26 protein-coding genes and 1 pseudogene are annotated in these 25,434 nt (G+C 62.7%); 4 read left to right on the top strand and 23 right to left on the bottom strand.

Annotation, left to right across the window (positions count from 1 at the left end; genetic code table 11):
• Positions 1–46: 46 nt before the first annotated feature.
• On the bottom strand, positions 47–2,176 hold the full coding sequence (locus LNV07_RS08310; protein ID WP_263570713.1) for a primosomal protein N': 2,130 nt from the start codon (positions 2,174–2,176) through the stop codon (positions 47–49).
• 347 nt (positions 2,177–2,523) lie between these two features.
• Entirely contained in the window at positions 2,524–3,627 is a 1,104-nt protein-coding gene (hemE, locus tag LNV07_RS08305) for a uroporphyrinogen decarboxylase (protein ID WP_263570712.1), read from the bottom strand.
• 120 nt (positions 3,628–3,747) lie between these two features.
• On the opposite strand from hemE, the gene LNV07_RS08300 reads away from it, so the two are divergent.
• The 4 genes from LNV07_RS08300 (at position 3,748) to LNV07_RS08285 (ending at position 6,836) form a co-directional block, all read left to right on the top strand.
• A complete protein-coding gene (locus tag LNV07_RS08300; RefSeq protein WP_263570711.1) occupies positions 3,748–4,608 on the top strand; it encodes a DNA ligase in 861 nt (286 codons plus the stop codon).
• A 163-nt stretch (positions 4,609–4,771) separates the two neighbouring features.
• On the top strand, positions 4,772–5,392 hold the full coding sequence (locus LNV07_RS08295; RefSeq protein WP_263570710.1) for a LemA family protein: 621 nt from the start codon (positions 4,772–4,774) through the stop codon (positions 5,390–5,392).
• 8 nt (positions 5,393–5,400) lie between these two features.
• The gene (locus LNV07_RS08290) at positions 5,401–6,312 is read left to right on the top strand and encodes a TPM domain-containing protein (protein ID WP_263570709.1); all 912 of its coding nucleotides are present in this window, start codon (positions 5,401–5,403) and stop codon (positions 6,310–6,312) included.
• A 2-nt stretch (positions 6,313–6,314) separates the two neighbouring features.
• On the top strand, positions 6,315–6,836 hold the full coding sequence (locus tag LNV07_RS08285) for a TPM domain-containing protein (protein WP_263570708.1): 522 nt from the start codon (positions 6,315–6,317) through the stop codon (positions 6,834–6,836).
• An 11-nt stretch (positions 6,837–6,847) separates the two neighbouring features.
• Here LNV07_RS08285 and ppk2 read toward each other — a convergent pair whose 3' ends face one another.
• The 21 genes and pseudogenes from ppk2 to LNV07_RS08185 all read right to left on the bottom strand — a co-directional run bounded on the left by ppk2 (position 6,848) and on the right by LNV07_RS08185 (position 25,431).
• A complete protein-coding gene (gene ppk2, locus LNV07_RS08280) occupies positions 6,848–7,666 on the bottom strand; it encodes a polyphosphate kinase 2 (RefSeq protein WP_263570707.1) in 819 nt (272 codons plus the stop codon).
• Positions 7,667–7,731: 65 nt separating this feature from the next.
• Positions 7,732–8,589, bottom strand: a complete 858-nt coding sequence (locus LNV07_RS08275; RefSeq protein WP_263570706.1) for a D-hexose-6-phosphate mutarotase — start codon at positions 8,587–8,589, stop codon at positions 7,732–7,734.
• Between the two features lie 12 nt (positions 8,590–8,601).
• The gene (locus LNV07_RS08270; RefSeq protein ID WP_263570705.1) at positions 8,602–9,288 is read right to left on the bottom strand and encodes a 4'-phosphopantetheinyl transferase family protein; all 687 of its coding nucleotides are present in this window, start codon (positions 9,286–9,288) and stop codon (positions 8,602–8,604) included.
• Positions 9,285–9,716 carry an Sbal_3080 family lipoprotein gene (locus LNV07_RS08265; protein ID WP_263570704.1) on the bottom strand — a complete coding sequence of 144 codons (432 nt, stop codon included), beginning with the start codon at positions 9,714–9,716 and terminating at the stop codon, positions 9,285–9,287. The genes LNV07_RS08270 and LNV07_RS08265 overlap by 4 nt, the downstream gene beginning before the upstream one ends.
• 44 nt (positions 9,717–9,760) lie before the next feature.
• Complete coding sequence (locus tag LNV07_RS08260; protein ID WP_263570703.1) at positions 9,761–10,210, bottom strand: hypothetical protein; 450 nt, start codon at positions 10,208–10,210, stop codon at positions 9,761–9,763.
• 132 nt (positions 10,211–10,342) lie between these two features.
• Positions 10,343–10,780, bottom strand: a complete 438-nt coding sequence (locus LNV07_RS08255) for an excinuclease ATPase subunit (protein ID WP_263570702.1) — start codon at positions 10,778–10,780, stop codon at positions 10,343–10,345.
• A gap of 57 nt (positions 10,781–10,837) precedes the next feature.
• Positions 10,838–11,269, bottom strand: a complete 432-nt coding sequence (locus LNV07_RS08250) for a hypothetical protein (protein WP_263570701.1) — start codon at positions 11,267–11,269, stop codon at positions 10,838–10,840.
• A gap of 22 nt (positions 11,270–11,291) precedes the next feature.
• A complete protein-coding gene (locus tag LNV07_RS08245) occupies positions 11,292–12,524 on the bottom strand; it encodes a beta-ketoacyl-ACP synthase (RefSeq protein ID WP_263570700.1) in 1,233 nt (410 codons plus the stop codon).
• The gene (fabG, locus tag LNV07_RS08240; RefSeq protein WP_263570699.1) at positions 12,521–13,261 is read right to left on the bottom strand and encodes a 3-oxoacyl-ACP reductase FabG; all 741 of its coding nucleotides are present in this window, start codon (positions 13,259–13,261) and stop codon (positions 12,521–12,523) included. Before fabG ends, LNV07_RS08245 begins: the two co-directional genes overlap by 4 nt.
• Entirely contained in the window at positions 13,258–13,764 is a 507-nt protein-coding gene (locus LNV07_RS25505; protein ID WP_397545539.1) for an ApeP family dehydratase, read from the bottom strand. Before LNV07_RS25505 ends, fabG begins: the two co-directional genes overlap by 4 nt.
• Positions 13,756–14,931, bottom strand: a pseudogene (locus tag LNV07_RS08235) (beta-ketoacyl-ACP synthase); the annotation flags it as partial. The gene LNV07_RS25505 and the pseudogene LNV07_RS08235, both read right to left, overlap by 9 nt.
• Positions 14,932–14,936: 5 nt before the next feature.
• A complete protein-coding gene (locus LNV07_RS08230; protein ID WP_263570698.1) occupies positions 14,937–15,503 on the bottom strand; it encodes a DUF3261 domain-containing protein in 567 nt (188 codons plus the stop codon).
• Positions 15,500–16,582, bottom strand: coding sequence for a class I SAM-dependent methyltransferase (locus tag LNV07_RS08225; RefSeq protein WP_263570697.1), 1,083 nt, complete (start codon positions 16,580–16,582; stop codon positions 15,500–15,502). Before LNV07_RS08225 ends, LNV07_RS08230 begins: the two co-directional genes overlap by 4 nt.
• The gene (locus LNV07_RS08220; RefSeq protein ID WP_263570696.1) at positions 16,579–18,942 is read right to left on the bottom strand and encodes an MMPL family transporter; all 2,364 of its coding nucleotides are present in this window, start codon (positions 18,940–18,942) and stop codon (positions 16,579–16,581) included. The genes LNV07_RS08225 and LNV07_RS08220 overlap by 4 nt, the downstream gene beginning before the upstream one ends.
• A 1-nt stretch (position 18,943) precedes the next feature.
• On the bottom strand, positions 18,944–19,552 hold the full coding sequence (locus tag LNV07_RS08215; protein WP_263570695.1) for an outer membrane lipoprotein carrier protein LolA: 609 nt from the start codon (positions 19,550–19,552) through the stop codon (positions 18,944–18,946).
• Positions 19,549–19,971: an acyl-CoA thioesterase gene (locus LNV07_RS08210; RefSeq protein ID WP_263570694.1), complete on the bottom strand. Its 423-nt coding sequence runs from the start codon at positions 19,969–19,971 to the stop codon at positions 19,549–19,551. Before LNV07_RS08210 ends, LNV07_RS08215 begins: the two co-directional genes overlap by 4 nt.
• Positions 19,964–21,517, bottom strand: a complete 1,554-nt coding sequence (locus LNV07_RS08205) for an HAL/PAL/TAL family ammonia-lyase (protein ID WP_263570693.1) — start codon at positions 21,515–21,517, stop codon at positions 19,964–19,966. The genes LNV07_RS08210 and LNV07_RS08205 overlap by 8 nt, the downstream gene beginning before the upstream one ends.
• A complete protein-coding gene (locus LNV07_RS08200; RefSeq protein WP_263570692.1) occupies positions 21,514–22,449 on the bottom strand; it encodes an LpxL/LpxP family acyltransferase in 936 nt (311 codons plus the stop codon). Before LNV07_RS08200 ends, LNV07_RS08205 begins: the two co-directional genes overlap by 4 nt.
• On the bottom strand, positions 22,446–23,195 hold the full coding sequence (locus tag LNV07_RS08195) for a glycosyltransferase family 2 protein (RefSeq protein ID WP_263570691.1): 750 nt from the start codon (positions 23,193–23,195) through the stop codon (positions 22,446–22,448). The genes LNV07_RS08200 and LNV07_RS08195 overlap by 4 nt, the downstream gene beginning before the upstream one ends.
• Positions 23,192–24,886 carry an AMP-binding protein gene (locus LNV07_RS08190; protein ID WP_263570690.1) on the bottom strand — a complete coding sequence of 565 codons (1,695 nt, stop codon included), beginning with the start codon at positions 24,884–24,886 and terminating at the stop codon, positions 23,192–23,194. Before LNV07_RS08190 ends, LNV07_RS08195 begins: the two co-directional genes overlap by 4 nt.
• Complete coding sequence (locus LNV07_RS08185; protein ID WP_263570689.1) at positions 24,886–25,431, bottom strand: COG4648 family protein; 546 nt, start codon at positions 25,429–25,431, stop codon at positions 24,886–24,888. The genes LNV07_RS08190 and LNV07_RS08185 overlap by 1 nt, the downstream gene beginning before the upstream one ends.
• Positions 25,432–25,434 lie beyond the last annotated feature (3 nt).

Here is a 25,434-nt window from a genome sequence, read left to right as displayed (position 1 = left end):
ACCGAGCCCAGGCGCCTTATGCGCCCGGCCTTACCCGCAAAAACCCCTAAATGGCCAAGGGATCGACGTCCACCGCCCAGCGCATCAGCCCTTTGTGCTCGCGCTTGAGCGCATGCAGTTCCGGATTCCACAACCACAGCAGGCGCTGCAAGGCGCTGCGGCTGGGCGCCTCGACCAGCATCTGCATGCGTTCGACGTTAGCAATGCGGGCCACGCTCATCGGGATGCAGGGATAGATCAAAACCCCCGCCGCTTCGGGCAGCGCTTGCGCCCAGCGCGAGGCGGCATCCAGAAAACTCTTGGCCACCTCGGGCGTGCGCGCCTCGGCCCGCAACATCGCGAGATGCGCAAACGGCGGCAGGCCGGCCGACTCGCGCTCGGCCAGCTGGCTTTTGGCGAAGTCCTCGAAATCATGCTTGGCCAGCGCCTTGTACAGCGCGTGCTCGGGATGCCAGGTCTGTACCCACATCTCGCTGCGCGCTGCTTGTTCGGCATCGCGCCCGGCCCGGCCGCCGGCCTGCATCAAGAGCGCGAACAGGCGCTCGGGCGCGCGGAAATCGCTGCTGAACAGCGCGCCGTCCGGGTTGACGGCCGCCACAAAGGTGATGCGGCGGAAGTCATGGCCCTTGGTGATCATCTGCGTGCCGACGACGATGTCGACCTCGCCCGCATGGACGGCGCTCATATGCGACTCCAGCTCGCCCTTCAGCTTGGTCGAATCGGCGTCGATGCGCAGCACCCGCGCGCCCGGCAATTGCTCCTGCAACTGCTCCTCCAGCCGTTCGGTGCCGCGGCCCAGCGGTGCGATGTCCTGATTGCCGCAGGTCGGGCAGGCGGCAGGCACGCGTTCGCTGAAGCCGCAATGGTGGCAGCGCAGCGTGCGGTCGCCCTTGTGAAAGACCCGCCAGGCGCTGCAATGGGGGCAGTCGCTCTTCCAATTGCATTCGCTGCAATGCAGCACCGGCGCATAACCGCGCCGGTTCAAAAAGATCAGGCTTTGCTCACCGCGCTCCAGGCGCAGGCGCAGCGCTTCCAGCAGCGGCCTTGTCAGCGCCGTCGTGACGCCTTTGCTGAGCGGCATCAAGCGCATGTCGAACAGGCGCACACGCGGCATCGCGCCGCCGCCGATACGCTCGGGCAGCGCCAGGCGTTTGTAACGGCCCTCGTTAGCGCGCTGCCAGCTTTCCAGCGAGGGCGTGGCCGAGCCAAGAATGACCGGGATCTTCACCAGATGTCCGCGGTAGACCGCCAAGTCGCGGGCCGAATAGCGGGCGCCGTCCTGCTGCTTGTAGGACGGGTCATGCTCCTCGTCGACGACGATCAGGCCCAGCCTGGGCATCGAGGCGAAAACCGCCAGCCGCGTGCCCAAGACCAGGTCGGCGTGGCCCTCATGCGCAGTCAACCAGTTGCGCAGGCGTTGCGCAGGCGTCAGGCCGCTGTGCAGCGAGACCAGTACCCGGCCGACAAAGCGCTCGGCGAAGCGGGCCTCCAATTGCGGCGTCAGGTTGATCTCGGGCACCAGCACCAGCACCTGGCGGCCTTGTGTCAACGCATGTTCGGCGGCGCGCAGATAGACCTCGGTCTTGCCACTGCCGGTGACGCCGTAAAGCAAAACGGGCTGCGGTGCGCCCTTGCCCGCAGCTTCGCCCAGCAGCGCGTCCAGCTGCGCCAGCACCTCGGCCTGGGCTGGGCTCAAGGTCGGTTGACTTGGCGCGGCTTGATTTGCTTCGGCAGTTTGCTCGGCCACCCATTTGCGCATGCGCTTCAGGCGCAGCTGCAGCTGCGGGCTGTCCAACTCACGCAGTTGCGGCGGCAATACCGACAAGGCGAGCTCACCGACCGCACGCTGGTAATAAGCGGCGGCAAATTCCACCAGCCGGCACCAAGTTGAACTCAGCGGCGTCAAACCCTCCAGAACGGCAAGAATGGCGCGCAATTTGGCCGGGTCGGCATATTCGGCCTCGCCGGCATTCGAGCCATTGGGCCAAACAATACCCAGTAACTCGCGCTTGCCCAAGGGCACCCGCAGCAAACTACCCGGCGCCAATGGCCGCTTGCTTAAATAATCAAGCGGCCCGCTGATACCACTGTGCTGCGGCGCGTCAACCGCCACCCTTACTCGGTGCTGCTGGCCCGCGCCACCGGCCGCATTTGGCTCTTGCTCCGCCTCAGCCATGCCGCGAAGGCCATGTCGATTTAGGCTTTGATTGAACTTTGGCGCTTAAGTGCATGATTTGAAAGGGCTGACCATTGAATCCACAAATTCTGTGGATAACTTTGTGGGAAAAGTTCTAAGAGTGCATCGATACCCGACTTGTCGTCGCCGAGGGCTGTCGATGACTGTTCACAGGGCAATGGCGACACCTTCTTATAAATCAAGCACTTAGATCGCAACCGGGAAAACACTTAGCTGCAGCGCAATATAAAAATCCCTGCCCGCTCGCTCGCCCCAAACTGGGGATAAGTCCCTACCCTGAGTGCTCACTTCACATTTAAAGAGCCATTTAACTGCACTCTGGCGGCTCAAAGTCCTGGCCCGGCCTGCCCACGTATACGGCGCGAATGCGCATGCACCTCATCCACCAGCACCGAAACTATCTCGGGCGGGGTGAATTGGCTGATGCCATGTCCCAAATTGAACACATGGCCGTCCCAAGTGCCGTCCGCCCGACGCGGATTGCCGAAGCTGTCCAGCACCGCACGCACCTGCTCGCGCACCGCGTCCGGCGGGGCAAACAGCACGTTAGGGTCGAGATTGCCTTGCAGCGCGACCCGGCCGCCGACTTGGGCGCGGGCTTTGCCAAGATTGGCCGTCCAATCCAGGCCGACCGCATCGGCGCCGGCATCGGCGATCTCATCCAGCCAAAGCGCGCCGCCCTTGGTGAACAAGATGCGCGGGATGCGCACCCCTTCATGTTCGGTCTTGACCTGCGCCAGCACGCGGCGCGAATAGTCCAGGCTGAAGCGCTGGAACATGCCGTCGGCCAGCACGCCGCCCCAGCTGTCGAACAACATCACCGCCTGCGCGCCGGCTTCGATTTGTGCGTTCAGGTAAGCGGCTACCGCATCGGCATTGATAGTGAGGATGCGGTGCATCAGGTCGGGGCGCGCATACATCAGGCTCTTGACCTGGCGGTAGTCATCCGAGCCGCCGCCCTCCACCATATAGCAGGCCAGCGTCCAAGGGCTGCCCGAGAAGCCGATCAGCGGCACCCGGCCATTCAGCGCCTTGCGGATCGATGTGACCGCGTCAAATACATAACGCAGCTTCTCCATGTCCGGCACCGCCAGCTCGTTGACGGCGGCTTCGTCACGCACCACCTTGGCGAACTTGGGCCCCTCGCCGATCTGGAAGGACAGGCCCAGGCCCATCGCGTCCGGCACGGTCAGGATGTCGCTGAACAGAATCGCGGCGTCGAGCTTGTAGCGCTCCAGCGGCTGCAGCGTGACTTCGGTGGCGTAATCGCGGTTGGTGGCCAGGCCCATAAAGCTGCCGGCCTTGGCGCGGGTGTCGCGGTACTCCGGCAGGTAGCGGCCGGCCTGACGCATCAGCCAGACGGGCGTGTGTTCGGTGGGCTGGCGCAGACAGGCGCGCAGAAAGGTGTCGTTCAGAAGAGGTGCATGCATAGTGCGGGGATTATCCAATGCCAAAGGCCTGTTCTTGGCGCCGACCTAGATCTGAAGGTCGCGGCTTTGCGGCTGATCAATACGGCAGTACGCTCGCTGGTGGCTCATTGGAGGTAATCCATGCACAGACGCCGCTTCTTCGCTGCCTCGGTTTTCGGTCTATGGCTGCTGCGCCATGGCGGGCCAGCGATGGCCGCCAACGCCAACATCCTGCTCGCTAACGTCTATCGCGAGGGCATAGATCCCGCCGACTACTGGGTCAGCGAGAAGCTGGACGGGGTGCGCGGCCTGTGGGATGGCCAGAGCTTGCGCCATCGCAGCGGCAATCCGGTGCATGCGCCGAAGTGGTTCACCGATGCGCTGCCGCCGCTGCCGCTGGACGGCGAGCTTTGGATTGCCAGGCAGAGTTTCGACAAGCTCTCCGCCATCGTGCGCAAGGATGTGCCCATCGATGAGGAATGGCGCCAGGTCAAGTACATGATCTTTGAAATGCCGGATGCGCCCGGCAGCTTTAGCGAACGCATCGCGCTGATGCATGAAACCATCGGCAAAGCCAATATCAATGGCAGCGTGCCCTGGCTGCACCCGATAGCGCAATTTCGCATCGCCGACCGCAAGGCGCTTGCGGCCAAACTCAAAGAGCTCGTCAAGCTCGGCGCCGAAGGGCTGGTGCTGCACCGGGCCGACGCAGCCTATGTGACGGGTCGCAGCGATATGCTGCTGAAGCTGAAACCGATGCTGGATACCGAGGCGACCGTCGTCGGCCATATTGCTGGCAAAGGGCGCCATCTGGGCAGGATGGGGGCCTTGCTCGTTGAGACGCCCGAGGGTCGGCGCTTTCGTATCGGCACGGGCTTCTCCGACGCGGACCGCGCCAATCCGCCACCCATCGGCGCCGTGGTCACCTATCGTTATCGAGACCTGACTTCGACGGGTTTGCCGAAGTTCGTCAGCTATCTGCGGGTGCGGGAGAGTTTCTGAATCGGCGCTGGACAGGCAACGCCGCACAGCACGCGGCCGGCGGGGAAGTAACGCGTTTCTTTGCAACACCATAAAGACGCTGCGATACTGCGCCGGCTCTTGATTCCGATCAGAGCAACACCACCTGTGGGGTGGTTCCAATCACCGACCGGAGGAATTTTTCATGATTTCATCATTGCTCAAGCGTGGTGCCCTCGCCGCCACCTTGCTGGCCGCTACCCTAACGCTGTCCGGCTGCGGCTACAACCAGTTCCAGAGCCTGGACGAACAGGTCAATGCAGGTTGGTCCGAGGTGCTGAACCAGTACCAGCGTCGGGCCGACCTGATCCCCAATATCGTCAACACCGTCAAGGGCGAGGCCAATTTCGAGCAGGAGACGCTGACCAAGGTGGTCGAGGCACGCGCCAAGGCGACCAGCATCCAGGTCACGCCCGAACTGGCCAATGACCCCGAGGCGATGAAGAAGTTCCAGGCCGCGCAGGGCGAAGTCTCCAGCGCCCTGAGCCGCTTGATGATGGTGACCGAAAACTACCCGAACTTGAAAGCCAATCAGGGCTTCCAGGATCTGCGCGTGCAGCTGGAAGGGACCGAGAACCGCATCACCGTGGCGCGCAACCGCTACATCAAGACGGTCACCGAGTACAACACCCATACCCGCCAGTTCCCCAACAACCTGACGGCGATGGTGATGGGCTATAAGGTCAAGCCCAACTTCACGGTCGAGAACGAGGCCACCATCAAGCAGGCCCCGTCCGTCAGCTTTGACAAGCCGGCCGGCAAATAAGGCCAGCCATGCTCGGCCGCCTGCTGTCGTCACTGCTCTTGGGTCTATGCCTAGGGCTGCCGGTCTGGGCACAGGATGTGCTGCCGGTGCCGCCCTTGACGGCCCGCGTGATCGATCAGACTTCTACCCTCAGCGCCGAGCAGCAAGCGGCGCTGAGCGCCAAACTGGCCGCGTTCGAGCAAGAGGCCGGCTCGCAACTGGTGATTCTGATCGTGCCGACCGTCCAGCCGGAAGACATCACGTCCTTCGCACAGCGGGTCGGCGACAGCTGGAAAATCGGCCGCAAAGGCATTGGCGACGGCCTCTTGCTGATCGTTGCCAAGAACGACCGCAAGGTGCGCATCGAAGTGGCCAAGACGCTCGAAGGCGCGGTGCCCGATCTGGCGGCGCGGCAGATCATTCAAAACGCCATCACCCCGGCCTTCAAGAAGAACGACTACGCGGGCGGGCTGAATCTGGCCGTCGATCAGTTGGCCATGCGGATTCGCGGTGAAGACCTGCCGGCGCCGAAGAAACAGGGCGGCAAGCCGCAGCAGAACAACGATGGCTTGAGCTTCGAGGAATTGGGCGCATTGTTCTTCATCGGCGTGCCGGTGTTGGGCGGCATCTTGATCGGGATTTTCGGCCGCAAGCTGGGCAGCCTGCTGACCGGCGGCGCGGCCGGCGCGCTGGGCTATGTCCTCGCCTCAAGCCTGCTGGTGGCGGGCTTGGCCGGCATCGCGTCGATGATTCTGGTCGGCGTGATGGGCGTCGGCGCGGGCCGCGGGGTCGGCCGCCGCGGCGGTGGTGGATCCGGTGGCCCGGTGATCTGGGGGGGCGGCGGAGGCGGCGGCTTTGGTGGTGGTGGTGGCGGAGGCGGTGGTTTTTCTTCCGGTGGTGGCGGTGATTTTGGTGGCGGCGGCGCCTCGGGAGATTGGTAAACATGCCTCAGCATCAGAAACCCCTTTTGAGTCGGATATTCAAGCACCGCTGGACCGACCAGACCGACCTGGCCCGGGCGCTACCGGCGACTTCGATCGCGGGGCTGGAGGCCAGCATCAGGGCCAGCGAGTCCAGGCATAGCGGGCAGATCTGCGTCTGTGTCGAGGCCGGGCTGCCAATGTCCTATCTGAGCAAGCGCCTGAGCGCGCGCCAACGGGCGGTGACCTTGTTCGGCAAGCTGCGCACTTGGGACACCGAGGCCAATAACGGCGTGCTGATCTATCTGCTGCTGGCCGATCATGCGATCGAGATCGTGGCCGACCGTGGCCTGAATGCCCGCGTCAGCGAGGCGCAATGGGCCGGCATCGTGGAAGCGCTGCGCAGCCATCTCAGCAAGGGTCAATTTGAGCAGGGTCTGAAAGCCGCTATTGATGCCGTTGATGCGCTGCTGCGGGCCGAATTTCCGCTCGCGGCCGGGCAGAAAAATCCGAACGAATTGCCCGACGCGGTGGTGATCCTCTAGCGGTGCTCAGCTTATTTGATCGGCCTGTGCTTGCTGCCGAAATGTTCCACCTGCGGCGCATGCCCGAGCGGGCCGAACTTCAGCTTGGGCTGCGGCACGGTCACATCGGGCAGATGAGCCAAAAGGTGGCGGATCAAGGCCAGCCGGCCACGCCGCTGGTCATTGAAATCGACCAGCGCCCAAGGCGCATGTCGCGTGTGGGTCGCATCCAGCATCACGTCGCGAGCATCGCCGTACTGCTTATACAGGCGCCGCGCCTCCAGATCGATCGGTGACAGTTTCCAGCGCTTGAGTGGATCGGCCAGGCGCTCGGCAAAGCGCAATTCCTGCTGCTCCTGATCGACGGTCAGCCAATACTTGAAGAGCAGCACACCGTCGTCGACCAGCATCTTTTCAAACACTGGCGCCTGCTTTAGGAAGGAGGCGGTCTGTTCCGGCGTGCAAAACCCCATCACCGTTTCGACGCCGGCGCGGTTGTACCAACTGCGGTCAAACAGCGCGATCTCTCCGGCCGCCGGCAGATGCGGCACATAGCGCTGGAAGTACCACTCACCGCGCTCGCGGTCACTCGGTTTGCCAAGCGCCACCGTGTGGCATTGGCGCGGGTTCAACGTCTCCGAAATGGCCGAGATCACGCCGCCCTTGCCGGCGGTATCGCGCCCCTCCACCAACACCACCAGGCGCTTGCCCTTGTGCTGCAGCCAATGCGCCATCGCATTGAGCTCCAGATGCAAAGGGATCAATTGCTCGAGGTAATCGCTCTTGCCGAGCTTGGCGCCCGAATTAGCGCTGGACTTCGCCTTGCCCTTGCCCGCAACTTTGCCTGCCATCTTGCTAACTCCCAAATGAGTCGTCAGCTTAAGTCAGCCAGGGCGAGCAAGGCAAGCCCGAACTGTCAGAGCAGAGTCAAGGTTTGCATGCCCGACCAACTCTCACTCGCCGCCAAGCGCAGCGGCACTTCAATCGCAGCCGCCTCGACGCAAAGCATCTGCTTGTAGCCATCGGCCGGCATATCGGCCAGCGCCGCGCATTTCTCGGCGCCAGGGTTCCAGACCACGGCATCCTCGAAACCTTGTTGGCGAATCTGGACGCGGCGCTCGGTCGTGGCAAGTCGCTCCTTGAGGGTCAGGTCTTCACGCACACGGTGATAGATGCGATCCAGATCGCCGCCGGGCAGCAGCAGGTCCACCCGCTGGACCTTCTCCATCTCATCGACCGAATCCCAATAGCGCATCGCGGTCAGGCCTTGCAAGCTGGTCGAGTCGAGGTCGGCTACGCGCAGATAACTGTGCAACGCGGCGGTGAACTCGAACGCCTCCTCACCCTTGTTCTCACAGGCCAGCTCAATCTGGATTTCGCGCCCGCTGATGCGCACGCTCAGTTCCAGCTCGAAGGCATGGGGCCAGAACATGCGCGTGGCGGCGTCATCGCACAAGCGCAGCACGGCCAAGGCGTCGTCCTTGCCCTGCTCGGCCGACACCAAGGACCAAGGCTTGGTGCGGGCAAAACCATGGCGCTGCAAAGGGCCACGGGCGGCAAACTGCGGAAATATCACCGGCACGCCGCCGCGAATCGCCTGACCCGAGGCGAAGACGGACTTGGGCGACATATAGAGCTGTTCGTCGGCGCCGGCCGGCTGCCAGGAAACCAGATGGCCGCCATGCAAGAGCAGGGTCGCGCGGGCGCCATCGGGCGAGACAAGTTCAATGGCGTCCATGTCATGAACACGGGAAATAGCAATGGGCTTGGACATGAAGGGACTCGATCAATCTACGGCAAGGGTCGGCGATTTTAAGCGCCACAGCGCTTGGCGCCGTGCGCCGCCAAACTCCAGCGATTGGCAGCCCGTCAAAGCCGGACTGTCGATCGCCAAGACCAGACCCAAGTCCGGTAACACGAAGCTGGCGGCCGTCATTTCCTGTCCATCACAAGACTCAAAGTCCAAGCTAGGCATGCTGGCAAGATCGAGTCCCCGTCCCTGTCGCTTGAACCAAGCCTCTTTCAATGTCCACCATTGATAGAACTGCTGCGCGCTATCGGCTTGAGCGGCAGCTTCGGCGATGGCACGACATTGGGCTGGGCTGTGCACCATGCGAGCCAAGGCCTCGAAATCACGAATACGACTCAGGTTTTCAATGTCCACACCAATCGGTGCGTCGGCAATGGCGCAAGCGACCCAGTCACCGCTGTGGGAGATGGACACAAAGAGGCCGGGCTGGTGCTCAATACGGCTGCACCCTTGCTCGTCCACCAACAACCCCGGCTGAATCAAACTCGGCCAACGCGCCACGACAGCCCTCGCCAGTTGGCGGCCGGCAAGAAAGCTGCGGCGCCGCTGCGGATGACTGAAGCTGTCGAAACGCCGGGTTTCAGAAGGGCTTAGCCAGTCCTGCGTCGCCGGCAGATCACGAACCAGCAGTTCGATATTTGCCAGCTCGCAGATCAGTCTCACCGAGTTCCAGCGCCACCAGGAAAGAGCTGGTTCACCAACTCGGTAATCTTGACGTCGGCGGAAATGAACTTATTCATATTGCCTCCGCCATGGGTTGCGTCATAGATGGCTTCGCCGCTGGGTTTGGCCTGCTTATAGACCTTGATTTCGGCATAAGACATATACATCGCCAGATCCCAGCGCCAATTGGCCGTGTATGTGGAAGTAATCGGGCACTCGATCAGCGAAGCCGAAGGCGGAAGCATCCGAACCTCGTAGCCCTTCTGGACCAAGACCTTGCGATAGGCCTCGATAAATCCATTCTTGACCTTGGGGTTTTCAACGACGCAAATTTGCTTCTCGGCAAATTGCTCGGTCGGTTTCACATTCTGCCGAATCGCGCAGCCGCTCAGTAATAAAGCAAACAAGACCAACAAGATGATTTTCATACTGCGTCAACCTCAAATTTTAAGTTTTTTCAGATGGAGGCAAGTTACTTAGCGCCACCTGCATCCTTGAAATGCCGTTTAGCTCGCTGCTTCTCGGCTTCCAGCGGGAAGTAAGTGACCCACTCATCCGTGTTTTTGTGACGATACTTTACAACCCCCTTTTCCAGATCAAACTCGTAAAAAGGATAGACCTCACGCAAATTGAAGAACATAGCCGGCGCGAAAAACAAAATATCCAAGGCCAAGTAACCGCCATTGAACTTCAAAGGCAACACACCGTAGAGGGGCTCCATTCCCTCGGCCTGAGCGCGAAATTCATAATTCCCAAAACTTGTGGCTTGAAAAGATTCGGTTCGCGTTGCCTGGGTATTCAAGCTCTCTTTGACTTCGAGGCGGGCACTGGGATTGGAACTGCTGAAATTCGTAGTCGCGGCACATGCAGAAAGCAGCAAGACGGCAGAAAGGCAAAGCGCTGCGCGGGGAAAAATATTCATATTAAATTCCATTTATCTTCAAAATATCGAACCATCTATTTGACAAAGCCGCCCAGCGAAGCCGGCATAGAGCCCTACAAGGCATGAGCGTCAAGCTTCGCCAGCTCGCTGCTCGGACTCAACTCGGTGAACTTACTCACCAACCGTCGCGTACGTACCCTTCAAGGCCACACCAATGATCATCGCGCCGGCATGGCACTCGAAGGTGGTGTCGCTCTTGGTCTCGTTCTTCTTGTAGTAGCTGACCAGATCCACCACGGCGTTGGCGCCCTCGCGCTTGGCGCTCTTTTGAAAGGCAATCAGCGCCGAGAGCGCGGCCCATTTGCAACCGAACTCATCGGTCTTGCCGAAGCCATTCGTCTTCGGGTTGGAAACATCGCTGGAGAAAGTCTTGATCACCTTGGGTGTTTGCTGCCCAGCCAAGAAGAACTTGACGGATCCGTCAAGTTTGCCCTGCGCTTCGGGCATCGCCAAAACATCGGCCAAGGGGATATTCAGGACCGTATCGCGAGCCTGCGCCAGCGGCGTCAGGCTGGCAAGAAAGACGGCAGCTATCAAAAATTTACTCATGGCTTTCCTCGCTGAATGCTCAAAAACTATTGCCCAGAGACTGGGGCACGGGCTAGTTCACTGTTGAACCGGCGCCCGGCCAAGTTCAAGCAAGATGGACTGGCTTAACGAGCCGATCCACTTGTTGTAGAAGGGATGAATGATCGCCCCCGCGCCGCTGGTTGCGTACTGCATATTGACACTGCTGACGTAACGAATTTGAAAGCCACTCGGGTCATAGCTAACGTCCACCACGACTTCATGCTTGTCCTGCTTGTTGAACTTCAATCTCAGCTTGCCGGGTTCGTCGCTGGCAAGCATCCAGTCATGGACAACGCCGCCCTTGATGATGGCCGACTTAACTTGCTCCATGGTCGGCGTTTGCGCTGCCGTTGATGTCGCCGAAGCCAACACCACGCGCGCGGGCTCCACCAAGGCTACCGGGCTGCGTGCGGCTTGCGCTGCGCCCATCAAACTGGCCAAGGCTACTGCCAGTAATACTTTCTTCATGACATCACTCCCTTATGAAAAACTAGATGCGCTTAAAAATCAGCGAGGTATTGATCCCTCCAAACGCAAAATTGTTGCTCATCACGATATCGGTCTGCAGTTCACGCCCGGGCCCAGTGATGTAGTCAAGTTCGCCACAGAGCGGGTCGACCTGCGTCAGGTTGAGCGTCGGCGCGAACCAACCGCGATTCATCATCTCGATGCTGAGCCAAGCCTCCAGCGCGCCACAAGCGCCCAGCGTGTGGCCCATATAGCTCTTCAAGGATGAGATCGCAACGCGGGGCCCGAACACGCAGTGAGTCGCCTGCGATTCGGCCACATCGCCTTGATCGGTGGCGGTGCCATGGGCATTGATATAGGCGATGTCCGCCGGCTGCAGCCCGGCGTCCTGCAGCGCCAAATGAATCGCTCCTGCCATCGTCTCGGCCTGCGGATGCGTCACATGAGCGCCGTCGCTATTGGTGCCGAAGCCGACCAGCTCGGCATAGATGCGCGCTCCGCGGGCGCGCGCATGCTCGTATTCCTCCAGCACCAAGGTGCACGCACCCTCGCCCAGCACCAAGCCATCGCGCGCCACATCGAAAGGGCGCGGGGTCAGGTCTGGCCTGCCGTTGTACTTGACGCTGGTGGCGAACAATGTATCGAACACCGCCGCCTGCGTCGCATCGAGTTCCTCGGCCCCGCCGGCCAACATCGCTAACTGCTTGCCCGATTGGATCGCTTCGTAGGCATAGCCGATGCCTTGCGAGCCCGAGGTACAGGCGCTGGTGGTGGTGATGATGCGGCCGGTCAGTCCCAGGAAGACGCCGATATTGACGGCCGCCGTATGCGCCATCATCTTGATATAGGTGGTCGCGTTGATGCCCTCGGTGTTCTTGTCCAGCATCATGCGGCCGAAGTCGCCGATGGCCTTGGGCGTGCCCGAACTGGAGCCGAAGGAGATGCCCATGCGGCCGCTTTTGACCAAAGGGTCGCCCAGCAATCCGGCATCTTGCAGCGCCATCTCGCTGGCGCGCGTGGCCATCACCGCCACCCGGCCCATGCTGCGCATGCTCTTGCGGTTGTAGCGCTCATGCGGCAAGTCGAAGGCCATCGCCGGCGCGCCGACTTGCGTGTTCAAGCCCTCGTAATCGGCCCATTCATGCACCACCTGGACGGCGTTATGGCCGGCCCGCAGGCGCGCTTCGACCGTGGCCCAGTCATGCCCCAAAGGGCTGATCGCGCCCACACCCGTGACGACAACACGCCTGCTCATCCAACCATCCCCCCATTGACAGAAATAACCTGGCGCGTGATGTAGGCCGCATCCGGACTCATCAAGAAACTCACCACGGCGGCCACCTCTTCGGGTTTTCCAATGCGCTTGGCTGGAATCAGCTTGAGGGCTTCTTCCAGCATGCGCGCGTCCACCATCTCGGTTTCAATCAAGCCCGGAGCCACGCAATTGACGGTGATCTCCCGGCTTGCCAACTCGACCGCCAGCGCTTTTGTGGCGCCCATGATACCGGCCTTGGCGGCGCTGTAATTGACCTGGCCGCGATTGCCCATCAAACCCGACACCGAAGCCAGCGTGACGATGCGGCCGGGCTGGCGGCGCCGCACCAGCGGCATGGTCAGCGGCTGCAGTACATTGAAGAAGCCGTCCAGATTGGTGTGTATGACGGCGTCCCAGTCCTCGCCGCTGAGCGCCGGAAAGGCGCCGTCGCGGGCGATGCCGGCATTGCAGACCACGCCGTAATAGCAGCCATGCAGTTCAACATCGTCCAGCAAGGCGTGGGCGGCCGCTTCACGTTGGCCGACGTCGAATTGCAGCACCCGGGCACTGCGGCCGAGCGCCGCGACCTCGGCCGCCACCGCATCCGCCTCGCCGCGTTGGCTGCGGCAATGGATCACCAGGTCGTAGCCATCGCGGGCCAGACGCAGCGCGATGGCGCGGCCGATGCCGCGGCTAGAGCCGGTCACCAGCACCGTCTTGTTGAGTTTGTCCGTCATGCCGATGTTCCTTGTTCTCGCAAAAATTGCTCCGGGTCGGGCGGGGCAAAAACCGTCAGCACCGCGCCGGCAACACAATGCCCGCCAATCAGAATCTCGCAGGCAAATTGCCCGAGCCCGTTGTCGGCTTGAAACTCGCGCCGGACCCTCACCTCCAAGCGATCACCGAGCTCGAAGCAGGCGCGCTCGCAGCGATATTTGCGGCTGCCCAGCAGCAGGCCGATCTTCGGCGCGCCGCCCGATGCCCGCGCCTGCAGACCTGCCCAAGCGGCCACCGCCTGCGCCATGTATTCAATCCCGACCCAGGCGCCGACACCACCGGCCGACCCCAGCGCGGGATCAAAAAACAAGTCCTGCGCCTGAATGCAGACCAGCGCCGTGACGCCTTCCGGGTCGGAGTCCAGCAAGTCCGTCAACAAGCGCATCCGCCCGCCATGCGGCAGCAGCTCGCTGATCGCCCATTGCTGCTGCGGCTCGAATTCAGCGGCGCTTTCCCGCGTCAACAGCAGCGCCGCATTGCTGCCGCCAAAGGCAAAGGAGTTGCTCAGCACCGCACGCGGCGGGCGGCCCAGGCTCTGGCCTGGCCGCACCAGATTCAATCGGGGCAGATTCGGGTCGGCGCAGCCGTCCCACCAATGCGGGGGCAGCTGGCCCAGCGGGTTGTCGGTCAGCGTCAGCCAGGCGAGCGCGGCCTCGAGCGCGCCGGCCGCGCCCAGCGTGTGCCCGGTCAAGGGCTTGGTCGAACTGCAGGCCAGATCCGAGCCAAAAAGCTGCTGAACGGCACGCGCCTCCATCGCATCATTTTGCAGCGTGGCGGTGCCATGCAGATTGAGATAGTCGATCTCGTGCGGCGCCAGGCCGGCGCCTTGCAAGGCCTGCTGCATCGCGCTCAAAGCGCCCTCGCCCGAAGCCAAGGGGGCCGAAATATGGTGGGCATCGGAGCTCTCGCCCCAAGCGGCCAAGCGCACTCCTGCGGGCTCACGCGTCATCAAAAACAGGGCCGCCGCTTCGCCGATATTGATGCCCCGGCGGTTCGCACTGCTGGGATTGCAGCGCGCCGCGTCGACCGACTCCAGCGACTCAAAACCGGCCACCGTGAAGGCGCACAGCGAGTCGGCCCCGCCGCACAGCACCGCATCAAAAACGCCCGCCGCGAGCTGGCGCGCCGCACTGGCCAAGGCCTTGGCGCTGGAGGAGCAGGCGGTTGAAATCACATAGGCCGGGCCGCCCAGCCCGAGCAGATCGGCCAGCATCAAGGCCGGCGAGCCGATCTCCTGCTGGCGCACGTCAAAGCCCACAGGGAACTGGCCTTCACGCTGGCGAGCGGCAAAAGCGGCCTCGCTCTCGCCCACACCCGAGGTGCTGGTGCCCAGGATGACGCCGATGCGCTCGGCGCCATAACGTCCAATCGCCGCGTCAACAGCGGGCCGAATCTGCGCCAGCGCCGCCAGCAGCAAGGCATTGTTGCGGCTGCGCTGGTGCAGCGGCAGATGCGCCAAATCCGGCAAGGGCTGGCGCACCGCGCCCAGATGCAGGCTGCGCCCGGGCAGCAAATCGCTCAACTCGGCCACGCCGCTCGGAGCTGCGGCGAAGAGCCCGGCGCGTACCTCGGCCTGCCCACTGCCCAGGGCACAGATCAAACCCAGCTCGTTCAAATAGGCTGCACTCATGCCCCTCATGGCCCTTGCAATTTCGATTCGATCAGCAATTCATAGCCTTCCAGCAGGTTCAACAACAGCACCCGCCCATTTTCCTCGCTGCCTTGGAACTCCACGCTCAAGGCCAGACGATCCGCGTCAAACAAACGCCGCCCGCCGGCATCGGCCCGCAGCAGCCAACCCTCGGGCAAGCGCTGGCGCAAGGACTCGGCCGGCCAATAGACCAGACACAAATCGCGCAGGATGCGTTTTTCTTCCACCTGGGCCGGCAACAGCGGGTGGCGCTGCACGGTCAGAGCCTGGCCGTCCCAACTCATCGTCAACACACGTTGATTCAAGGCAAAGCCAGCCAAACGCAAACTTGCCGCATCGGCCTCAAGCAGCACATCAACCACTTGCGGCGGCTCATCAATTGCGGCCAGGCGTCGCACACTGAGTCTCTGCACCAGGCTGAGCGGGCGACCCAACTCGGCCGGCGGCAAATGCAGCAGCGGCAGACCCGGATCACGCTTGCGCGGCGCGGCGCAGGCCGTCAAAGCGAGCGCAAGCAGCCCAAACACGCGGCGCGAGATCATGGGATTCATGCCTTGGCAAACCTCAGCAGGCTGTGGCAATAGCCGATGCCATCTCGCGCGGTCAGCAGCTTCAGGCCGGCGGCCTCGGCCAGGCGGATGTAGTCGCCGCTTTGGTAGACCTTGCTATTGCCGCTGGCCATGGCCGTGAAATAGGGGCTGGTGTTGATCAGGCAATAGGCGGCAATGTCGTAGCGCTGGCGGTCCCAGAAGGTGTCCATGATCAAGACCTGACCCTTATCCGCCAGGGATTTGGCTACACGTGCCAGGATGCTGGCGATGACGGGTTCGCTGAAGCAACTCAGGAACTGGCTCATCCAGATCAGGTCCATGCCGGCCGGGAACTCACATGCCGGATCCAGCATGTTCACGCCGTGCAGATGTGCCCGCGCGCCCAGGCCGGCGGCCTGCAGCGCTTGCTCGGCCATCAGCAACTGCTGCGGCAGATCGACCAAATGCAGCTCAACTTCGGCGTTATAGGCCAGCGTCGCAAGGCTGAACTTGCCTGTATTGGCGCCGATGTCCATCACCCGCTGCGGGCCGGTGGCAAACACATCGGGCATCACATCGGGAAAGGATGTGTCCGAATAATGGTGATCGAACTCGAACCAACTGGTCTTGGCCGGCTCGGGCAACGCCGACAAGCCCTCGTAAATGGTCGGCCAGTCACCCAAATGGGCCAGACCGAGCGGCTGCTCTGCATCAAGCGATCGATCCAGATCGGCCAGACCCGCATAACAAACATCGGCAATGAAGTTCATATTGACCTGCGTGATCGGATCGGTGAGCATGCAGTAGCCGGTTTTGTCCAACACATAACGCCCACCTTGCAGGCTCACCACGCCGGCCGAAAGACAAGTCTCCAGCACCAGCTTCAGCGCATAGGCACTCCAATGGCCGGTGGCGGCCAGGTCCTCGATGCTGAAACCAGCGGCGCCGCCATCGGCGAGCTTTTTGAGCATGCCGCGCTGCCAAGCGTAGCGCACGCATTGGAAGACAACCGGGCCAAAAGCGATCTTCTGCGCCTCAAACCGGGCCGCGAAGGCGGTTTGCTTCTGGGGGGAAAACTTCTTGTCCAGCATGGTCGTCATGGCTCGGCTTTGGTAGGTAATGCAGTAGATGAAGAAGAAGGCAGAAAGACCGGCGTCAAGGCCCAAGCGAGGCTGATACCCAGCAACATGGTCAAACCAAAAGCGCGCAGCGCCGGTGTACCGGACAAGGCCAGCAGGCCAAAAGACAACAAGGTGCTGGCCGCCGCCAAGGTGATGGACAGAAATGGCCGGGTCGCGCTGCGCGCCGGCTGTTCCAACATGAAGATGCCGTAGTCCACGCCCAGGCCGAGCAGGATCAGCAGCGGCAACACATGAAACAACTGCAAGGGCTGGCCCAGGCAGGCCAGCAAAGCGAGGCTTAGAAGGCTGGCCAGTGCCGTCGGCGCCAGGGCGCGCCAAGCCGTACGACCAAAGCGCCAAGCCAAGGCAAGCCAGACCAGTCCATAGCCCAGCACGATGACGGCGGCCATGATGACGCGGTAGCGCCCCAGCAAGCGCGATACCTCGGCTACTTTGTCCACCCAAATCACGCCGGCGCGCTGGGCCGCCGCCTGCACAGCAGCCTGCGCCGAGGCGGTGTCGACGCCGCGCAGCAAAACCGCCGTCGCCACCCCACCTTCCAAAGGCCCCAGCCATTGATGCCGCAGCGGCTCGGAGATCGGTGCGGCCAACCAGGCCTCAAATGCAAGCGGACTGCTGCTGCTTGAGGTGCGCTGCAGTGCTTGACCCAGGCGCTGCTCGGCCAGGGCCAAAACGCCGTCGCCCGCGGCAAAGATCTTTGCATTCACCAAGGTTTGATCTTGCCGCTGCCTTGTCATCGAAGGCACCCAATCGGAGATCGCTTGGTAGGCGTCCAGCTGGCCCTGAGCTCGCAGCTGATCAAGCTCGACCTTCAAGGCCTCTTCACGCTCAAGCACCTGCTGCACATTGGCGCCTCGCACGATGATGAACTGCGCCACACCCGGTAACTCCAACAGCCGGCCGACCTCGCGCTGTGCCCGTACCAAGTCAGGCGGGGCGTTCTGCAACAGACGAATGTCGTCATTGCCGCGCAAAAGCATGGCGCCGGCGGCCAGCAGAGCGGCGCTCATCAGCGCAAGGCCGGCGCTGAAGCGGTTGCGACCGAGGCTGGGCCATTTCGCTCGGCGGCTGCCCAGCCAGCGTGAGAAACGGGTTTCATCCATGCGGCCGCCATCCAACAAGGGGAACCACAGCATCACGGTGATGAAGGAGCACAGCAGACCCAAGGCCGAGAACACCGCCATCTGCTGCAATCCCGGAAAAGGCGTCAAGGCCAGCAGCGCGTAGCCGATCACCGTCGTCAGCATGGCCAACCACATTACCGGCGCTTGCGCGCGCAGCATCTCGAAGCGTTGCTGCGGCGCCAGACCGAGTCGGGCGCAAAAATAATTGGTGCCGTAGTTCTCCGCCACACCGATCAGACTGGCGCCGAACACCAGCGTGATCAGGTGCAACCGCTCGAACAAGACCGAGCAGATCGAGATGGCCGATAGCAAGCCGACGGCGATGGACAAGGTGACCAGAATGCGCGGCCGCAGCGAGCTGAACGCAAACAGCGTCAGCACAATGATGCCGGCCAGCGAACCCAGCCCAATGACATGCACTTCGTTCTGGGCCTGCGTCGCGGCGGCGGCCGCAAACAAGGGCACGCCGGTGGCGAGGACCTGCGCCGCCCCGGCGGCCAAGGCTTGCCTGCGCCCTTGTTCGAGCCGAGGCAGCAGGGCTTGCTGACTGGCCAACGCAAAACCGGAACCCTGGGTTTCGAGCATCAAGACGGCCCACCATTGCTGCCGCTCGTCCTGCAGCGCCAAGCGCCCCTCTTGCACCCGCACACGGCTGGACTGCGCTCGTTCGACCAGCCATTGGCCAAATAGATTGAGCGGATCTTGAGCCCAGCTTCCGACGCGCGGGGCACCCATCGGCTGATGCAAAAGGACCACCGCCTGGGCGGCCAAATCGGCGGGCGCCTGTGCGCTCAAAGCGAGCCGGCCGGCCGCCGTCAACAAGCCCTCGCGCGCCGGCGCAAACAGCTCAAGATACTGCTGCGCCGCGCCATCATCGACGCGGTAGCGCAGGTTCACATCCAGCCCTGAAAATTCTTGCGCAAAGGCATCGCCGCCGCGCTGGGCCGAGGCCCAATCGCCGCCGCCGACCAGCACCACCACCCGCCTTGCACCGGCATCGGCCAAACGCCGGGTCGCCTCGACCACCACAGGCTGCTGCTCGTCGCGCGGCAGCATGGCCAGGATATCGGTGTCCAAGGCCCGCCCGGAGACGGTCCAGAGCCAGAGATTATGACCGCCGACCAGCAGCACCCAGACCAACCAAAGGGCGCCAAACAGGCGCAGTCCGCGCGGCACGGCGATTGAACTCTTCATCTCAGTCAAACCGTGCTTGATCGGCAGAACTCAAGGCTGCGGCCTCGCCGCGTTGATTCAGAAAGCGGATCTGCGTGACATCACCATTGGCCTCGTCCAGCACGATCCGGCGCACCAGGGAATCCCCGTGCAACTCCACCCGCTTGAGCAAACGCGCCAATGCGAGTTGTTTCGGCGTTAGCGTCAGGTTCCAGCTTTTGCCTTGCGCCGCACCGCTGAACTCGAACAGCTCACTTAAGCGCGCCACATCGCCATTCAGCAGCGCGAACATCAGGCCATTGATGACGCGCACGGTCGGCTCTTTGGCGGCGTCCAACTTGAAACTGACGCTGCCGCCCTGACTGGCCTTGATTTCATCCCGAGTCAGGCGCAATTCACTGGCGAAGGGCTCGACCGTGCGCCACAGAACGCCACGCCCACGCGCGACTAGAAAATCACCGCGCGATTGCAAGGGCTTGGCAAAGCCGCTGACGGTCTTCGCTTGCTCGAAGTCTCCATGCAAGACCTCGGGCTGACTCAAGCGGCTACGGATTTCGCTCGCCAGATCACCCGACCAAGCGGGCAGCATCAGCCCGAGCGAACTTGCAAGCAGCAGCAATAGTCGCTTCATACCGGCACCACCCCAAGCCGCTGCCACAGCACGGCCGGGCAAACATATTGCATTTCACGCGTCGCGATGGACAGCGCCACCTGCGTCGTGTGCGCCTTCGTCAACATCTGGCCGCTGAGCGCGTCAGAGATCACGTATTCGATCTTCAGGCGCATCTCCCACTCGACAATCTTGGCCTGCACGATCAGGCGCTGGTTGAAGCTGGCCGAGCCGACATACTTGAGCCGCATATCGACGATGGGCCACGCATAGCCGGACTCGCGCATCTGCGGGTAGTCGTAGTTGAACTTGGCCAAGAGCGCGCAGCGGGCAATTTCCAGGTACTTGACGTAATGGCCATGCCAGACGATATCGAGCGGGTCAAGGTCATGAAAGGCCGGCGCCAGCTCGATGCTGTGACTCAAATCGGGCTCAGTCATACAGGTTCCAAGCGCGCTCGCGCAGCGCCAGCAACAGACGCTGCAAATCACCGTCCAGCGCGCGGTCTTCTTCGATCAGCGCCAGCCGCTCGCTCAGGTCGGCCTGCATCTGCGCCAAGGCCGGGCTCAGCTCGATCTTCTGCTGGCGGCCACGCAGGGTCAGGCCTTGCCGCGCGGCGATCAGCATCGCCGCCAAGACCTGCTCGCTCAGCTCCAGCACGCGCAGGCAGTCACGCGCCGCGATGGTGCCCATGCTGACTTTGTCCTGGTTATGGCACTCGGTCGAACGGCTGAACACCGAGGCCGGCATCGTGCCCTTCAAGGCCTCGGCCGTCCAGGCGGAAACGCTGATCTGCAGCGCCTTCAGCCCATGGTTGATGGCCGCACGCTCGCCCGTCGCGGCAGACAGGTTGGCGGGCAGACCATGGTTGTAGCGGGTGTCCACCAACAAGGCCAGTTGGCGGTCCAGCAGGTCGGCCACATTGGCCACCGCCGTCTTCAGCGTGTCCATGGCCAGCGCGATATGGCCGCCGTAGAAATGCCCACCATGCAATACCAACTCATTGCGCGCATCGATCAGGGGGTTGTCATTGGCGCTGTTCAGCTCGTTCTCGATCAGCTGACGCAGGAAAGGCAGCGCGTCTTGCAGCACACCGATCACATGCGGCGCACAACGCAGCGAGTAGCGGTCTTGCAGGCGCTGCTCGTTGCGGCTCGGCCTGTCGCTGGCCAGATCGGCGCGCAGGCGTTCGGCGCATAATTGCTGGCCCGGATGGGGCTTGGCTGCAAACAAGGCCTCGTCAAAATGATGCGCATTGCCGCCGCTGGCAATCACATTGATGGCGGTCAGGCGGGTCGCCATTCGGCACAGGTATTCGGCGCGCTGCCAGGCCAGGCAGGCCAGCCCCGTCATCACGGCGGTGCCGTTCATGATCGCCAGGCCCTCCTTGGGCCGCAGGCGCAGCGGCTTCAGCCCGACCAGGGCCAAGGCCTGCTCGGCGCCCATGCGAGCACCCTTGAACAGCACTTCACGCTCGCCACACAAGACCGCGGCCAAATAAGACAAGGGGGTCAGATCGCCACTGGCGCCGACCGAGCCTTCGGACGGTATCAGCGGCAAGATGTCATGTTTGAGCAGGGCCTCAAGCTGCGCCAGCAGGTCGACGCTAACGCCCGACATGCCCTGACTCAGCGACGCCAGTCGCGCCGCCAGCACCGCCCTTGTTTCGGCCACACCAAGCAGCGCGCCCATGCCACAGCCATGGTAGGTGTAGAGATGGTGCGGCAGCTCGGCGACCAGCGCCGGCGGCACGTTGACGGTGCAGGAGTCGCCGTAGCCGGTGGTGACGCCGTAAATCACGCCCTCCTCGGCCAGCAGGCGGGCCACGAAATCGGCGCCGGACTGGATATGAGCGCGAAACCCCGCATCCGGGCTCAATATTGCTTGGCGCTGACCATGGGCGAGCGCGCAAACATCCTCGATGCTCAGGCGTTGCCCATTAAAAACCACCGCTGAGGATGAGGGATGAGACTGAGGGCTTGTCATGTGGTTTGGTCCCAAAAAGGGAAGAAATTGAACCAGTCGTAGGGCGATTCGTGCAGCAGTTCGCTCAGGGCGAACACGTACTGCTCGGCATGCTTTTGCAAGGCCTGCTCACGCTGACCGCGCGGCAGCAAGACCTGCTGCGCCAGCAAGTCAAAGCGAATTGCATAACCGCGCCCGGCGTGCAGGCAGCTCAACATATAGAGTGGGCATTTCAACAAGCCGGCCAGGACGTAGGGGCCGACAGGGAACTGGGCCGGGTGACCGAGAAAGTCGACCAGCACCGTCTTGCTTTGGCGCACCGGAATGCGATCACCGGCGATCGCCACGAACTCCCCGGCTGCAACCTTCTCGCTCAACAGCATCGCGGTCCCCACATCGATCTCCGTGACCTCGATCAGGCGCACCCGGCTGTGCGGATTTAGCCGCTGCAGAATCCGGTTGAAATCCTGCGCATGCGCTGTGTGCACCAGCACATTGAGGCGAAAGGCACCGCCATCATCGATCAGCGCGCGGCATAGCTCCAAGCAGCCGATATGCGCGGTTACGATGATGCCCCCCTGCCCCGCTGCAGCAGCTTGCCGCAAGGGGCCCGCACCAACAATGGTGACCCGCTCGACCGGATAGCGTCCGGCGATGGCCAAAAGCTTGTCCAACATGGTTTCGGCGAACAAAGCCACATGACGCAGGCCCTGCGGCCAGCCAGGTGGTTTGGCGAACACGGGGCGGTAGTCATGCAAGCGACGCAGGTACTGCAATGAGTCTCGCCGCAGGCCGGGCCGGCTCAGCCAATGGAACAAAACCACCGGCGCCAACACGAGCCGAAACCCCCACCGCCCGGTCAATCGGTGCAGCCCATAGAGCAACCAAATGCCGGCCACAAAAGTGGATTCACCCAAGTCGGCCCAATGCCGATTGCGAGCAGCGCCGCTCATCGGGGAAGTCGCCGCCACAACAGCATCGGCGCACGCGCCAGCATGCCGAAGAACAAACGGGTGTGCATCCAGGAGATCAAGAGGTTGTCATGCAGCGCTCGAAAATGCGAGATGCCGTCGCTGGGGTAACTGACCCGCGTCGGTTGATTGATGACGGGCAGGCCGCGCCAGAGCAGGCGGACGGCAATCTCGACATCAAAGTCCATGCGGCGCCCGATGCTAACGCTATCGATCAGCGCCACCGTGGGCGCCAAAGGGTAGACACGAAAGCCGCACATCGAATCGCGCAGCTGCATGGACAAGGTATTGATCCAGACCCAAATATGGGTGGCATAGCGGCCATACAGACGCGCTCGGGGCACCGTGTCGTCATAAACCGGGCAGCCGCAGATGAAGTGGCTCGGGTGCGCCTTGGACAAGGCGAGGAAGCGCGGCACGTCCGACCCATCATGTTGCCCATCGGCATCGATCTGCAACGCGTGGCTATAGCCCAGGGCCAGCGCGCGGCGCAGGCCGGCCATCATCGCGCCACCCTTGCCCTGATTGACGGGCAGGCGCTCGACGCGGATTTGCCCCGGTTCGGCCGCCGCGAGCGCATCCAGCACCGCGGCGCAGTCCGCCGCGCTGCCGTCATCGACCAGCAGCACCGGCAGGCCATGAGCGCGCAGGCCTTGCACTACCGCGCCGACCGCCGCGCCATGGTTATAGACGGGCACCACCGCCAAGGTCCGATTCACGGCGCTCAATCGGCGCCTCCGAAGAGCAGGCGCCCACTCGCATGGGCGCCACGGCCGGAACTGAATTTGAAGGCCAGTTGAGCTGCCTCGGGCTTGTAATCCAGTTGCAAGCTTAGCGTCATGCCGGGCGTGATCACCTGTTGAAATTTCAAGCCTTCCATGGCCACAAACTTTGCCGGCAGGGTCGTGAAACACTCGCGGCCAAAACGAATCGCCCAATCGACCTGCGCCACACCGGGCAGCACCGGATGGCCGTCAAAATGGCCGTCGAACTGCGGCAAGCCGGCTTCGGCCAGTAGGCTCAATTCGGCCCTGGTGGCGGTCAGTTGAAGCAGGCGAGCCGTGGGCCGCAGCGGGTCAAACAAGGCCAGCAATTCGCGTTGCGTCGACTTGCCTTGGCTGTTGAAGGGCAAACGCGAAACGAAACGCCAACGGCGTGGCGCCGACACCGGCTCCAGGCTTTGCAGCAATTGCTTGCGCAAATAATCACCGAAACCCTTTTTGCCAAGTTCCTCGTACATTGCCCAGCCGCGCTCGCTTGGCACCGCCACCACGGCCAGCTGTTCGCGTCCGCCGGCGGTCTTGCGCAGACTCAAGACGCGCAGCTCGCTCAAGCAAGCGGTGGCGAGCAGCGCCGCTTCTATTGCCGCCACCGAGACACGCTTTTCCTCAATCTTCAACAAGCGATCGGCACGCCCCATCAACTCGAAGCTCGCTCCCAGCGCGCAGGCGCGATCGGCTGTACTCAGCCAAGTGAATGCGGGCAGATGCGGCGAGCGGATCTCCAGCAAATCCTCCTCGATGCGCCATTCAACCCCCGGCAATGGGGACCAGCTCGAGGGCGCTTGCGGATTGCGCTGGCGCCAGGCGATGCCGCCGGTTTCGCTGCTGCCGAAGACTTCGATCGGCGCCTGCCCCAGCAGGCGCAAGCAGTCGGGCAAGGCCTCATCGGGCAAGGGCCCGCCGGAAGAAAACACCGCCCGCAGGTCGTGCAGGCTGACGGCGGGCAGGCGGCGCAGATGCGCCGGACTGGCGATCAGCAGCGCGCCGCCATCGGGCGGCAATGCCGCCGCAATCTCCTCGACAAAAGCGTAGCGCCGGGCATGGAAAACACGGCCCGCAGCCAGCGGCCACAGCACGCGAAACAGCAGGCCATAGATATGCTGATGCGAGACGGTGGACAGCACCTCGGCCTTGGCCCCAAGGCGCCCCCCGAAGACCCGCTCCAAAGAAGCCACTTCGCTGAACAACTGGCCGAGTCGCTTGCCTATGGCCAAGGGCGCGGCGGTGGAGCCGGAGGTGAAGATCACCAACTGCTCCGCCTGCGGCTTGAGCGGGGGCCAGTCGGCCTCGGCCAAGCCGGCTTGCGCGGCCTGCGGGAGCACGGCGGCACCCGCCAAATCGCCCACCATGGCGTCGACCAGCGGCTTCAATGCTTGCACGGTGGCGGGCAAGCCATCGCCGGGCAAATAGGCGACCTTGCCGGCATGCCAGAGCCCGAACAAGGCGGCCGCAAAGTCCGCACTGTCCTCAAAGTAGAGCGCAAAGCGTTGGCCTGGATGGGCCTCGAAGGCGCGCCTCCAGGCCGCACATTGCGCGCGGAAATCCCTCCAGCTGATATGCGCCGAACCGCGCTTGGCCAGCAAACTATCGCCCGCACGACAGTCCGCCATCAAGCCCGCCAATTCCCCGCCACTCATCAACTCACCTTGCGCGGGCTATGCCGCAGTCGCTGGCGCACAAGCCATTCACCACCCAAGAGCAGGCCCATCAGCAAATAACTGATTAGCCCGTTGTACAAGGCCCATTGAGCATTGCTGGCCCACAATCCGGTTGCCAAGGCAATGCCGCCATTGACGAGGAAGAAGCCACACCAGACCTGGGTGACCCGCCGCGTGTAAGCAACGCCGTGCGCATCAAGCTCCGGTTCCCGCAGGCGGGCCAATCTTTCGATCGCCGAGGGCGGATGCAAGAGGCTGGCGCCAAAGACGCACAGCAGCACGGTGTTGACCAATACCGGGTAGAGCTTCAAGGGCAGGGCCGCATTGCCTAGAGCGCTGACCCCGGCCAGCGCCAAAGCGCCCGCAGCCGCCCAACGCCAAAACCGATCCGGACTGCCGATCGCTCGCAGCAAGGCCAGCCCGGCCAGCATCAAGGCCAGCCAGCGAGGCTCGAAGCGGCCCAGGCCAAAGTAGACCAACAAGGGATAAGCGGCGGTCAGCAGACCCACCAGCAAACTGCGCATATC

It is taken from the genome of Roseateles oligotrophus (assembly GCF_025717515.1).
Taxonomy (GTDB): domain Bacteria; phylum Pseudomonadota; class Gammaproteobacteria; order Burkholderiales; family Burkholderiaceae_C; genus Paucibacter_A; species Paucibacter_A oligotrophus.
Note: the sequence above shows the minus strand (reverse complement) of the source record. Positions and strands in the feature narration are given on the sequence as shown.

Bases quoted from the DNA above. Each gene is read 5' to 3' on its own strand.
- LNV07_RS08245 (WP_263570700.1), bottom strand. From the start codon at position 12,524: ATGAGCAGGCGTGTTGTCGTCACGGGTGTGGGCGCGATCAGCCCTTTG.
- LNV07_RS08205 (WP_263570693.1), bottom strand. From the start codon at position 21,517: ATGACAAGCCCTCAGTCTCATCCCTCATCCTCAGCGGTGGTTTTTAAT.
- LNV07_RS08185 (WP_263570689.1), bottom strand. From the start codon at position 25,431: ATGCGCAGTTTGCTGGTGGGTCTGCTGACCGCCGCTTATCCCTTGTTG.
- LNV07_RS08220 (WP_263570696.1), bottom strand. From the start codon at position 18,942: ATGAAGAGTTCAATCGCCGTGCCGCGCGGACTGCGCCTGTTTGGCGCC.
- LNV07_RS08215 (WP_263570695.1), bottom strand. From the start codon at position 19,552: ATGAAGCGACTATTGCTGCTGCTTGCAAGTTCGCTCGGGCTGATGCTG.
- LNV07_RS08225 (WP_263570697.1), bottom strand. From the start codon at position 16,582: ATGACGACCATGCTGGACAAGAAGTTTTCCCCCCAGAAGCAAACCGCC.
- LNV07_RS08255 (WP_263570702.1), bottom strand. From the start codon at position 10,780: ATGAGTAAATTTTTGATAGCTGCCGTCTTTCTTGCCAGCCTGACGCCG.
- LNV07_RS08190 (WP_263570690.1), bottom strand. From the start codon at position 24,886: ATGAGTGGCGGGGAATTGGCGGGCTTGATGGCGGACTGTCGTGCGGGC.
- LNV07_RS08200 (WP_263570692.1), bottom strand. From the start codon at position 22,449: ATGAGCGGCGCTGCTCGCAATCGGCATTGGGCCGACTTGGGTGAATCC.
- LNV07_RS08295 (WP_263570710.1), top strand. From the start codon at position 4,772: ATGATTTCATCATTGCTCAAGCGTGGTGCCCTCGCCGCCACCTTGCTG.
- LNV07_RS08250 (WP_263570701.1), bottom strand. From the start codon at position 11,269: ATGAAGAAAGTATTACTGGCAGTAGCCTTGGCCAGTTTGATGGGCGCA.
- LNV07_RS08285 (WP_263570708.1), top strand. From the start codon at position 6,315: ATGCCTCAGCATCAGAAACCCCTTTTGAGTCGGATATTCAAGCACCGC.
- LNV07_RS08260 (WP_263570703.1), bottom strand. From the start codon at position 10,210: ATGAATATTTTTCCCCGCGCAGCGCTTTGCCTTTCTGCCGTCTTGCTG.
- fabG (WP_263570699.1), bottom strand. From the start codon at position 13,261: ATGACGGACAAACTCAACAAGACGGTGCTGGTGACCGGCTCTAGCCGC.
- LNV07_RS08265 (WP_263570704.1), bottom strand. From the start codon at position 9,716: ATGAAAATCATCTTGTTGGTCTTGTTTGCTTTATTACTGAGCGGCTGC.
- LNV07_RS08300 (WP_263570711.1), top strand. From the start codon at position 3,748: ATGCACAGACGCCGCTTCTTCGCTGCCTCGGTTTTCGGTCTATGGCTG.
- LNV07_RS08230 (WP_263570698.1), bottom strand. From the start codon at position 15,503: ATGAATCCCATGATCTCGCGCCGCGTGTTTGGGCTGCTTGCGCTCGCT.
- ppk2 (WP_263570707.1), bottom strand. From the start codon at position 7,666: ATGGCAGGCAAAGTTGCGGGCAAGGGCAAGGCGAAGTCCAGCGCTAAT.
- LNV07_RS08310 (WP_263570713.1), bottom strand. From the start codon at position 2,176: ATGGCTGAGGCGGAGCAAGAGCCAAATGCGGCCGGTGGCGCGGGCCAG.
- hemE (WP_263570712.1), bottom strand. From the start codon at position 3,627: ATGCATGCACCTCTTCTGAACGACACCTTTCTGCGCGCCTGTCTGCGC.
- LNV07_RS08275 (WP_263570706.1), bottom strand. From the start codon at position 8,589: ATGTCCAAGCCCATTGCTATTTCCCGTGTTCATGACATGGACGCCATT.
- LNV07_RS08290 (WP_263570709.1), top strand. From the start codon at position 5,401: ATGCTCGGCCGCCTGCTGTCGTCACTGCTCTTGGGTCTATGCCTAGGG.
- LNV07_RS08210 (WP_263570694.1), bottom strand. From the start codon at position 19,971: ATGACTGAGCCCGATTTGAGTCACAGCATCGAGCTGGCGCCGGCCTTT.